The 9,954-nt window shown below is 60.0% G+C and carries 10 protein-coding genes, 1 tRNA gene and 1 pseudogene; 4 read left to right on the top strand and 8 right to left on the bottom strand.

All coding sequences use genetic code 11. The annotated features are described in order from the left end of the window. Nucleotides 1-119 precede the first annotated feature (119 nt). Nucleotides 120-995 carry an acyl-CoA thioesterase gene (locus tag B4F73_RS12230; protein ID WP_034811262.1) on the bottom strand — a complete coding sequence of 292 codons (876 nt, stop codon included), beginning with the start codon at nt 993-995 and terminating at the stop codon, nt 120-122. A gap of 136 nt (nt 996-1,131) precedes the next feature. On the opposite strand from B4F73_RS12230, the gene B4F73_RS12225 reads away from it, so the two are divergent. Further along, nucleotides 1,132-2,955, top strand: coding sequence for a long-chain-acyl-CoA synthetase (locus B4F73_RS12225; protein WP_290483394.1), 1,824 nt, complete (start codon nt 1,132-1,134; stop codon nt 2,953-2,955). A gap of 3 nt (nt 2,956-2,958) precedes the next feature. On the opposite strand, the gene B4F73_RS12220 is transcribed toward B4F73_RS12225, so the two are convergent. The 3 genes from B4F73_RS12220 to proB are packed head-to-tail and all read right to left on the bottom strand — an operon-like array spanning nt 2,959 to nt 6,018. Then, nucleotides 2,959-4,428, bottom strand: coding sequence for a RimK family protein (locus B4F73_RS12220; RefSeq protein ID WP_290483393.1), 1,470 nt, complete (start codon nt 4,426-4,428; stop codon nt 2,959-2,961). Next, the gene (locus B4F73_RS12215) at nt 4,425-4,889 is read right to left on the bottom strand and encodes a GNAT family N-acetyltransferase (RefSeq protein WP_290483392.1); all 465 of its coding nucleotides are present in this window, start codon (nt 4,887-4,889) and stop codon (nt 4,425-4,427) included. Before B4F73_RS12215 ends, B4F73_RS12220 begins: the two co-directional genes overlap by 4 nt. 10 nt (nt 4,890-4,899) lie before the next feature. Next, nucleotides 4,900-6,018: a glutamate 5-kinase gene (proB, locus tag B4F73_RS12210; protein ID WP_290483391.1), complete on the bottom strand. Its 1,119-nt coding sequence runs from the start codon at nt 6,016-6,018 to the stop codon at nt 4,900-4,902. Between the two features lie 107 nt (nt 6,019-6,125). Here proB and B4F73_RS12205 point away from each other — a divergent pair, with 107 nt between their 5' ends. Continuing rightward, nucleotides 6,126-6,356 carry a hypothetical protein gene (locus B4F73_RS12205; RefSeq protein ID WP_290481455.1) on the top strand — a complete coding sequence of 77 codons (231 nt, stop codon included), beginning with the start codon at nt 6,126-6,128 and terminating at the stop codon, nt 6,354-6,356. Here the strand turns inward: B4F73_RS12205 and obgE are convergent. The 4 genes from obgE to B4F73_RS12185 form a co-directional block, all read right to left on the bottom strand. Next, nucleotides 6,353-7,390, bottom strand: coding sequence for a GTPase ObgE (gene obgE, locus B4F73_RS12200; protein WP_290483390.1), 1,038 nt, complete (start codon nt 7,388-7,390; stop codon nt 6,353-6,355). The two genes, B4F73_RS12205 and obgE, sit on opposite strands and share 4 nt — an antisense overlap. A gap of 19 nt (nt 7,391-7,409) precedes the next feature. Next, on the bottom strand, nt 7,410-7,925 hold the full coding sequence (locus tag B4F73_RS12195) for a GNAT family N-acetyltransferase (RefSeq protein ID WP_290483389.1): 516 nt from the start codon (nt 7,923-7,925) through the stop codon (nt 7,410-7,412). A 134-nt stretch (nt 7,926-8,059) separates the two neighbouring features. Continuing rightward, entirely contained in the window at nt 8,060-8,329 is a 270-nt protein-coding gene (gene rpmA, locus B4F73_RS12190; RefSeq protein WP_034811276.1) for a 50S ribosomal protein L27, read from the bottom strand. A 38-nt stretch (nt 8,330-8,367) separates the two neighbouring features. Further along, nucleotides 8,368-9,018, bottom strand: coding sequence for a 50S ribosomal protein L21 (locus B4F73_RS12185; protein WP_034811278.1), 651 nt, complete (start codon nt 9,016-9,018; stop codon nt 8,368-8,370). 184 nt (nt 9,019-9,202) lie between these two features. Between B4F73_RS12185 and B4F73_RS12180 the strand changes: the two genes are divergently transcribed. Then, nucleotides 9,203-9,292 (top strand) — tRNA-Ser (locus B4F73_RS12180). Between the two features lie 411 nt (nt 9,293-9,703). After that, a pseudogene (locus B4F73_RS12175) lies at nt 9,704-9,954 on the top strand (IS6 family transposase); the annotation flags it as partial.

The following is a 9,954-nucleotide window of genomic DNA, read 5'->3' as shown; positions in this document are numbered from 1 at the left end:
GAGGATTCGAACCTCCGACCCTCTGGTCCCAAACCAGATGCGCTACCAGGCTGCGCTACGCTCCGGACTCCCGTAATAATGGGGTCGCGCCACGGCGCAAGCCCCTTTCGGCTGTGAATTCAGTCTTTTGTGCGCAAGCGTCGCACCAGACCCTCTTGCGCAACGCTTGCCACGAGGTCTCCGGCCATATTGAAGATCATTCCGCGATTGAATCCACGTCCTTTGCCGGCAAATGGGCTGTCCATGGAGTAGAGGTGCCACTCATCGAATTTGATGGGTCCATGCAGCCACATCGCGTGATCCAGGCTGGCCGACATCAATTCCTTGTGGTTCAGCCAGGTAATGCCGTGCGGGCGATAGCTGGAGCTGAGCAGGGCCATGTCGGAGGCATAGGCCAGCAGGCAATGGTGCAGCGCCGGCGGCACGTCGATGGGGCGGCTGACCCGGAACCAGATATTGTGGTGATCGTCTGCGATTTCGGGATGGATCAGGTCCAGCGGGGCCACGTCGCGGATTTCGATGTCGCGTTCGCGGGCAAAATCCTCGCGTAGGGCCTCGGGCAGGCGGTCGGCGATTTCCAGGCGGCGTTCGCGAAGATCCTTCAGGCCGTCGGGGCCGTCCACTTCCGGCATCTTGTGCTGGTGTTCCCAGCTCTCCTCGTCGGTCTGGAAGCTCGCCGCCATGTTGAAAATCTGTTTTCCGTGCTGGATCGCCACCACGCGCCGCGTCGTGAAGCTGCCGCCATCACGGGAATGGTCAACCTGATAGATGATCGGCACTTTCGGGTCGCCGGGACGGATGAAATAGGCATGGAGCGAGTGGCATGTCCGGTCTTCCGGCACGGTGCGGTAGGCCGCCACCAGCGACTGAGCGATGACCTGACCGCCGAAAACCCGCTGGCTGGCGCGCTCATCCGGGCTCTGGCCACGGAACAGGTCCAGCTCCAGGCGCTCGATATCGAGCAGGGACAGAAGGTCTCCAACAGGGTCGGTCATGCGTGGTCTCCAAATCGTGTGATCAGCAGCTAGCAGAGGCATTCGTGGATGCAAACTGTGCAAGTGCGCGATTCCTGTCCAATCCACCTTTCTCTGGTCACAACATGTTCACCATATTCCGGTATTGGCAGGTATCATGGTTAATCCCGCCGCTCTTCCTGCCGCCGTCCCGTTTCGCGATTCCTTCTCGCAAATGAAGCGTGATCTCGATTTTTTACGCATGGCGATCCGGATGCACAAGCTGATCGGCGACGTTACGCCGGACTCCCGGCAACTCGTTGCGGACGATTTCGAGGAGAGTGTCGACAAGCATGCCGGGAACATCGCGTTTCGGTTTGAAGGCAAGCTCACCACATATGCCGAATTCGATGCCACCGCGAACCGGATTGCCCATTGGGCGCTGGCGCACGGTCTGAAAGCCGGCGACCGGGTTGCGCTCTGCATGGAGAATTGCCCGGACTATGTCGCGATCTGGGTCGGCCTCGCCAAGGTTGGCGTCGTCACCGCCCTGGTGAACACGCATCTGGAAGGGGAGTCCCTGAAACATTGCCTCGCCATTTCCGACGCCACTCATGTGATTACAGGCCCGCATCAGGACCATGCGGTCTGTTCTGTCACGGCTGGAATGGAAAATGCCCCGAAGGTCTGGACCCTGGGCGGCGCCCATGGCGAAGACATCGCGGCCATGATGCCCAATCTCTCGTCGGAACGGCCGTCGCGCGAATTGCGCGCGCAGCTGCGCGGCAAGGACATGTGCCTCCTGATCTACACGTCCGGCACGACGGGCATGCCCAAGGCAACCCGGATCACGAATTCCCGCCTTCAGATCATGCTGCGCACCTTTATCGCGCCTTGCTATACCGGCCCGCGGGACCGGGTTTACATCACGCTGCCCCTGTATCACGGGACGGGCGGCATTTGCGGCGTCGGCCAGGCCATGATGAGCGGCGCCAGCATCGTGCTGCGCCGGAAATTCTCGGCCAGCGCCTTCTGGGATGATGTGGTTGATGAAGGCGTCACCTCGATCGTCTATATTGGCGAACTGTGTCGCTACCTCCTCAATCGCCCGCCGCACCCCAAGGAGCGGGCGCACCGGCTGCAGACAGGGTTCGGAAACGGCCTGCGCCCGGAAATCTGGACGGAATTTCGCGAGCGGTTCAACATTCGGCATCTCGTGGAATTCTATGCCGCGACGGATGGCAATGTGAATTTGATGAGCATTGACGGCACCGTGGGCGCGGTCGGGCGCATTCCGAAATGGCTCAAGGCGCGGTTTGACCATGTCGAGTTCGTGAAGTTTGATCTCGAAACGGAAGACGTTGTTCGCGGCGAGGATGGATTCGTGATCCGCGCGGAGACGAATGAGCCTGGCGAAATGCTGGGGCGTATTGCGGATACCGAATTCGAGTTCGCGGGATATCATGACCCGAAGGCGACGGAGAAGAAGATTCTCCGGGACGTGTTTGAACCCGGAGACAAATGGTTCCGGACGGGGGATCTGATGCGCAAGGACGAAAATGGCTATGTCTACTTCGTTGACCGGGTTGGCGACACGTTCCGCTGGAAGGGAGAGAATGTCTCCACCAGCGAAGTGAGCGATGCGATGATCCGCGCTGACGGGATTGCCACGGCGAATGTCTATGGGGTAGAAATTCCGGGGACGGAAGGTAAGGCTGGCATGGCGGCGGTTACGTTGAGTGGCGACGTCGATTTCGAAAGCCTGCACTATGAGCTGTCTTCAAGCCTGCCCGCCTATGCCATCCCGATTTTTATTCGTATCCAGCGCGAGCCTGATACGACCGGCACAATGAAGTATCGCAAAGTGGAACTGATGAAAGAGGGCTACAATCCGGACATGGTCGATGACCCGATCTGGATGTACCATCCCGACCGGCGCCAATATGTGCCGTTCACGCAGGACCGGTATGACTCGCTGATCTCCGGCGCGTTCCGCTTCTAGGTCTCAGGCGACCCGGCCCATGCGCTCTTCGAGCCGCGTGGAAAACCAGGAAATGATCCGCCGCCACAGCTCGTCCTTCAGGATGGCGCCTTCCACATCATGGTCAATCGACGGGTTGTCATTGATCTCGATGATCACGACGCCTTGGTCGGTTTCCTTCAGGTCCACGCCATAGAGGCCATCGCCAATCAGGCGCGCGCCGCGTACGGCGGCGTCAACCACGTCTGGCGGTGCATCCTCGACCGGGAAAGTGGTGAAGCCTCCCTCGCTCGTCTTGCCATCCGGACCATGTTTCACAATCTGCCAGTGGCCGCGTGCCATACGGTATTGGCAGGCATAGAGCGGTTCGCCATTGAGGACCCCTATACGCCAATCGAACTTCGTCGGAATGAATTCCTGAGCAATGATCAGGGCCGTGTCCTTGAACATCTGCTTTGCGCCTGCGCGGAGTTCCTCGAGAGAGCGCGCCTTGACCATATTGGTACCGAAGGAACCGTCTGGCGTCTTCAACACGACTGGATTGCCCAAGGTCTCGAACACGGCGGCAAGGTCAGACTTCTCATCGAGAATGAGCGTGTGTGGAATAGGCAAGCCAGCCTTTTCCAAGATCTCCTTCAGGAAGACCTTGTTGGTGCACCGGATCATGGATTGCGTGTCGTCAATGACGGGCATGCCTTCCTGTTCGGCGCGGCGGGCGAACTTGTAGGTGTAGTTATCAATCTGGGTCGTGGCGCGGATGAACAGGGCGTCAAACTCGGCAAGACTGGTCAGGTCCGATGGTTCGATTGTCTCAACCTCAACGCCCATCTTGGCAGCGACATCCGCGAGGCGCTTGATGGAGGAGGGCTTCGACGGCGCGGTCTTTTCATGCGGATCGACCAGCACGGCCAGCGCCCATTTGGCGGGGGCTTTGGACTTCGGCTCGCTGATGCGCCCGCTTGTGTAAGCCTGCATTGCCTCAAGGAAGAACTCCCGGCGCTCGCCTTTCAGCTTGTGAGGCGGCACCATCCGGACACGGCCAATGCCGTGCGGAGATTTCGGGTCCAGTTCGACTTCAAGCGCCGGCACGCGGAACCAGTCGGAGACCTCGCGGGCAAGACGCTCATAACCTGGCGTTTCCGGCTTGGAAAAGGCAACGAAAAGACGCTCGATCTCCGGCGCGCCCTTGGCGCGGGCTTCGCGCAGGCGTTCGCCCAGATCGGGCAGGGCGTGCCTGTAGAGTCCCTTGGCCGATAGTTCCACCATGGTCTGGACGCTGGGGCTGACCCGGTGCCCGCGCGCTTCGGCCAGCAGCGAGGCGTAATAGCCTTCTGACTGGTAGCCATAGGACCGGCAGAGATTCAGGATGTAGGGCCGTCGCCCGGAAAAAAGCGCCGGCTTGGTGATATAGTCTGATACCTTCAGCACCTTGTGAGGCGTCTCAGCCTGAGAGATGTCGTTGGCGGATTCTACGAGTACGACCCAATCGGTCATTGATCCTCTCTCGAGACGCCGGCCAGCGGCTTCTCTAATCTAAGTGCGGCTTCTCCATCGGGATAATAGCCTGCGGCGCGCGCCATTACGCGATAACCATGGCGTTCGTAAAGACGCTTTGCGCGGCTATTTGTTTCGCGCACTTCGAGCCGGAGTGTATCGCAGCTTCGCTGCTTTGAAATGTTTTCGCATTTTTCAAGGAAAAGGTCGGAAAGCCCGGTGCCGCGCGCAGCTTCTGCGACGGACAGGGAATAGAGTCGCGCGGCTTTGCTGTTGCGGCGGAACAGGAGGACAGCTGCACCGGTCAGGCCATCCTTTCCGTCGGATACGAGGATTGCCGAATTCCCGCTCAGCAAGCGCCGCCACGTGCGTCGCGAAAACCGGTCTTCCTCCGGAAAGGCAAGCTCCAGGTCTGTCAGCGCTGCGATGTCGTCCAGGGTGGCGGCGCGAATGTCGTGCATCGAGGCGGGGCTAGCGGAGCAGAACCATGTCGTCACGATGGACGATGGCCGGGCGGCCGCGATAGCCGAGGATCGCCTCGACCTCTTCGCTATGGCGGCCGATAACTCGGGCGATCTCGCCCGAACTGTAGGCGGTGACGCCCTTGCCGACCATCTGGCCGGAGGGCGCGTTCAAGGCGACGGCGGCCCCGCGCTCGAAAGTGCCCGTGACGGCGGTGATCCCCACGGCCAGCAGGCTCGCCCCACCGCGCAGGGCCTTGGCCGCGCCTTCGTCCAGTTCGATTGAGCCTTCGGGTGTCAGGTGTCCTGCCAGCCACGCTGCGCGGGCATTGGCGGGCGTGGTGGCGGCGGAAATCAGAGTCGCCCGCGCGTCGTCTTCGATGGCAAGCAACGGATGGTCCCGATTGCCAAGCGTGATCAGCGTGGAGCAGCCGGCAGCATGCGCAATTCGCGCGGCGGCGAGCTTGGTTGCCATGCCGCCAGAGCCGACACCGGCATCAGCATTCGCGCCGGTCGCCATCGCGTCATGTTCGGCGGTCAGCTGGTCGAGGCGGGGAATATGCGTTGCCTCCGGGTGGGTGCGCGGATCCGCCGTGTAGAGGCCGTCGATATCCGACAGGAGCACCAGCACATCCGCGCCCATCATCTGGGCGACGCGCGCGGCCAGCCGGTCATTGTCGCCATAGCGAATCTCGTCAGTCGCCACCGTGTCATTCTCATTGATGACCGGCACCACGCCTGATTCCAGCAAGGTCTCGAGGGTTGCGCGCGCGTTCAGCCAGCGCCGGCGATTTTCGGTGTCGCCAAGCGTCAGCAGTGCCTGGCCGATGGTGACATCATGCGGCTCGAAGGCTTGGCCGATGGCAGACATCAAGCGCAGCTGGCCGATCGCGGCGGCGGCCTGTTTCTGGTCGAGACGGTTTGAAACAGAATTGCCAACACTTTTGCGACCCAATGCAACCGCGCCGGACGAAACGAGAATGATTTGAAACCCTCTGGAACGCAGTGAAACAATATCGAATGCCAGTTTCTCCAGCCAGGCATGGCGCGGTTGGCCGTGCTCTGCGACAAGGGCAGAGCCGGTCTTCACCACGATACGCTTGGCAGAAGCAAAAGGCGTTTCAATCATCTGGCGGAGCGATACACTGCTGCGGCAAATGCCGGAAGCGAAAATGAAGCCGTTGACAAGCCGGGCGATTGACCGTCACGACAGTTGAAAAGACGAGGTTTTCTGCAATGCCCCAATTCGACATGATCCTGCTGACCCCTGCCCAGGCCGAAGGCGCCGATGTGGTGGAACACACTGCTGGCTCGCCCGCCCGCGAAGGTGGCGGCGATGAGACTTATCGCTGCGGATCGTGCAAGACCAAGCTGCTGGTCAACGTGGCGCACCACGATGCGCACGGCGTGATCGTGAAGTGCGGCAAGTGCGGACGATTCAATACCGAGCCGCATCACCACCACTAAAGCGGCGTCCAGTCGGCGTCTTCGCCGGCATTCTCTTCCTCAGCTATGAGTCCGAGGTGGCGAGAGATCTCCGAAAGGGCTTTTTTCACGCCCACACGGGTCACCCCTGAGATCAGCAGCGGTTCGCCATCATAGACGGCCTTCAGTTTTGCGAGTTGCTCCTCGACCTGTTCAGGTGGCAGCGCGTCGATCTTGTTCAATGCGACCACTTCCGGCCTCTGGGCCAGCTCAGGGCTGTAGGCTTCCAACTCGTGGCGAATGGTCGTGTAGGCGCCCGCCACATCATCCTGGGTGCAATCGATCAGGTGCAGCAGCACTTTGCAGCGCTCGACATGGCCAAGGAAGCGATGGCCGAGGCCAGCCCCGTCTGCGGCACCTTCGATCAATCCGGGAATGTCCGCCAGCACGAACCGGCTGCCAGGCCCCAGATCGACCACGCCAAGTCCGGGGTTCAGCGTCGTGAAGGGATAGTCGGCAATTTTGGGCGTCGCGGCGGTTACAACGCTCAGGAAGGTAGATTTGCCGGCATTCGGCAGACCCAGCAGGCCTGCATCCGCGATCAGTTTCAGGCGTAGCCAGATCCAGCGTTCCTCGCCGTCCTCGCCGGGATTGGCGCGGCGTGGTGCCTGATTGGTTGAAGACTTGAACCGTGTATTGCCCCAGCCGCCATTGCCGCCAACGGCGAGCAGGACGCGCTGGCCGACCTCTGTGAGGTCCGCAATCAGGGTTTCCTGATCATCTTCGAATATCTGGGTACCCACAGGCAGTTTCAGCACGACGTCATCGCCGCCCGCGCCGGTGCGCTCCTTGCCCATGCCGTGGCCGCCACGCTTGGCCTTGTAATGTTGCTGGTAGCGGTAATCGATCAGCGTATTCAGCCCCTCAACAGCTTCCGCCCAGACATCGCCGCCGCGTCCGCCATCGCCGCCGTTCGGACCGCCATACTCGACGTATTTCTCACGGCGAAATGAGACGCAGCCCGCGCCGCCACCGCCGGACTTGATGAACACTTTGGCCTGATCGAGAAATTTCATGTCTGTACTCTTACGTGTTTCAGTCGATCCGCGCCATATTGACGTGGCCTACCATCTCTCCGCGACCAAGGCAGAAGACCTTGATCCGATCTGCCTTCATGAAGGCCAGTTTTTCCAGAACGCGGCCCGAGGCCGGATTATCATCCAGGTAGCCTGACACAAAGCCGCGTTCGCCGCGCTGCTTCAGCCAGCCCACAAGCGCCTCGGTGGCCTCTGTCATGAGACCATTGCCCCAGCGGTCCGGCGAGAGCCAGTATCCGATCTCGAAGGGCAACCAGGTGCTGTCGCGATGCGCGCTGGTCACGCCTACCAATTCCCCGTTCTCGACAATCGCATAGGGGTGCTTGGTATTCTCTTCACGCCCTGCAGTGTGACCGGCAATCCAGGCAAGCGTCTGAGCCACCGTCTGGTTCGCGGGAATGCGCGCCACCATGCGGTAAACTCTCGGATCATTGACCAGATCGGCGATCCGTGCCGCGTCGCTGGCCTCCACCGGGCGCAGGACCAGCCGGTCGGTCGTGATTTGCGTACTCATGCCGTAACTCCCTCCATGAGGACCAAGCGGGCAGGGGAGGACATAATAAAGGGGAGGCAGTGGCCTGCCTCCCCTTGGAAACTGATCGTCTGAAGCGATCCGGCCACGTATCCCGCGGCCGCGCTGTCAGCCGCTTATTCTGCTGCTTCCGCGACCGGTACAATATTCACGTAGAGACGGCCGCCCGTCTTGCGCGTGAACTCAACCTTGCCTTCGGAAAGCGCAAACAGGGTGTGGTCGCGGCCAATGCCGACGCCCTTGCCTGGGTATTTCTGCGTACCGCGCTGGCGCACGATGATATTGCCCGGAATGACGTGCTCGCCGCCAAATTTCTTGACGCCAAGATATTTCGGGTTTGAGTCGCGGCCGTTACGGGACGAACCACCTGATTTCTTATGAGCCATGCTTTGCTCCGATCCTCTATAAAGGGCTTATAGCGCCCTTATGCGTCCTTGGCGAATTCTTCGGCCTGCTTGATCCACTCATCGCGAGTGATGCGGCCTGGGAAGCTCATTTCTTCTTCCAGCTCAGTGATCTGCTCTTCTTTCAAGGCAGCGACCTGCCAGAAGAAGTAGATGCCAGCTTCGTGGAGCTTTTTCTCGAGAACCGGGCCGACGCCTGAAATCTTTTTCAGATTGTCCGGCTTGCCTTCGAGATTGGCGATACGACCGCGGGAATCGACTTCCGGCTTGGCTGCGGGTGCAGCAGCTTCTGCGGCAGGGGTCTCGGCCTTTGGAGCGGCGGCCTTCTTTGGCGCGGCTTTCTTGGCTGGCTTCTTGCCGTCGGTGCTGATGCCAGTGATCTTGACGACCGTCAGGTGCTGGCGGTGGCCTTGCGTACGGCGATAGGTCTGGCGCTGGCGCTTCTTGCGAATGATGACTTTGTCACCGCGCGTTTGCTCCTCGACTTCACCGAACACGCTTGCACCGTCAACCAGGGGAGCGCCAACAGTTACGTCGTCGCCATTGCCCAGCATGAGCACGGTTTCAAAGGTTACGTCCTTACCGGCTTCAGTATCCAGCTTTTCGACGGTGATCGTATCACCTTCCGCGACTTTATACTGCTTGCCGCCTGTTTTGATGACCGCGAACATGGGTCTCGTCCTTCCGGAATGGTAAGCGAAATGAATTGCGCGCGAAGCCGTTGCCGGTTCCGCGCTCGAAGCGGCGGGTAAACACCAATCGGGGCGCGCTGTCAAATGTCATCTTCAGGCGATTTCAGGTGCTTGCATGTGGCGCGCATATTATATAGTGCAGGCAACCGTCCACAGGCTCCGCGGAGAGGTGCTAGAGTGGTTGAATAGGCTAGTCTCGAAAACTAGTGAACTCGCAAGGGTTCCGAGGGTTCGAATCCCTCTCTCTCCGCCAGCCAGTCTTCAGAGATTGGCTGAATTCGTGCAGCAACGAAATAGTGGCCGGTTCTCCGGGACTTGCGCCCGACTTGGCGACACGAACGAGCATATATCCATACATTGTAGTCTCCGATCGGCCGAATCCAGGCACCCGTCTCCATTCGCCTATTCGGGGGTTACGTTCAGGTCGATTTTGTCCGAATAACAGGGAATTTACAGGGAATTTCTCCAATGAGCCTGGCTCCCGCAATCGCGATATCTGCCATGCCTCAACCTGACCGAATAGCCGTCATGTGAGCGTGCGGACACTCCCGGCCAGAGCGCAGACATCAAGGGTCGATTTGCAGCGAAGCCGACTGATCCTGCCAGGGGCATTGTCAGGGGAAACGGCCTTGAGGCGTATGGCAGGGGCGTCTAGCCTTGGAAAATGACCAAGAACCCGTTCCGCTACTTCAAGACGTCGCCCGAGATTATCCAGCTTGCGGTCATGATGTATGTCCGATTTCCGCTGTCATTGAGGAATGTCGAAGACCTACTCCACGAGCGCGGGATCGACATCTGCCACGAAACGGTCCGACACTGGGTGGACCGTTTCGGCACTTACTTCGCGCACAAGATCCGCAGACGTCGTTCGGAAAGATTGAGACAATCGCCGCAATGGCAGTGGCACCTGGACGA

This window comes from Hyphomonas sp. UBA3601 (assembly GCF_002375605.1).
In the GTDB taxonomy this organism is placed as follows: domain Bacteria; phylum Pseudomonadota; class Alphaproteobacteria; order Caulobacterales; family Hyphomonadaceae; genus Hyphomonas.
Note: the sequence above shows the minus strand (reverse complement) of the source record. Positions and strands in the feature narration are given on the sequence as shown.

Bases quoted from the DNA above. Each gene is read 5' to 3' on its own strand.
- B4F73_RS12230 (WP_034811262.1), bottom strand. From the start codon at position 995: ATGACCGACCCTGTTGGAGACCTTCTGTCCCTGCTCGATATCGAGCGC.
- B4F73_RS12225 (WP_290483394.1), top strand. From the start codon at position 1,132: ATGGTTAATCCCGCCGCTCTTCCTGCCGCCGTCCCGTTTCGCGATTCC.
- B4F73_RS12220 (WP_290483393.1), bottom strand. From the start codon at position 4,428: ATGACCGATTGGGTCGTACTCGTAGAATCCGCCAACGACATCTCTCAG.
- B4F73_RS12215 (WP_290483392.1), bottom strand. From the start codon at position 4,889: ATGCACGACATTCGCGCCGCCACCCTGGACGACATCGCAGCGCTGACA.
- proB (WP_290483391.1), bottom strand. From the start codon at position 6,018: ATGATTGAAACGCCTTTTGCTTCTGCCAAGCGTATCGTGGTGAAGACC.
- B4F73_RS12205 (WP_290481455.1), top strand. From the start codon at position 6,126: ATGCCCCAATTCGACATGATCCTGCTGACCCCTGCCCAGGCCGAAGGC.
- obgE (WP_290483390.1), bottom strand. From the start codon at position 7,390: ATGAAATTTCTCGATCAGGCCAAAGTGTTCATCAAGTCCGGCGGTGGC.
- B4F73_RS12195 (WP_290483389.1), bottom strand. From the start codon at position 7,925: ATGAGTACGCAAATCACGACCGACCGGCTGGTCCTGCGCCCGGTGGAG.
- rpmA (WP_034811276.1), bottom strand. From the start codon at position 8,329: ATGGCTCATAAGAAATCAGGTGGTTCGTCCCGTAACGGCCGCGACTCA.
- B4F73_RS12185 (WP_034811278.1), bottom strand. From the start codon at position 9,018: ATGTTCGCGGTCATCAAAACAGGCGGCAAGCAGTATAAAGTCGCGGAA.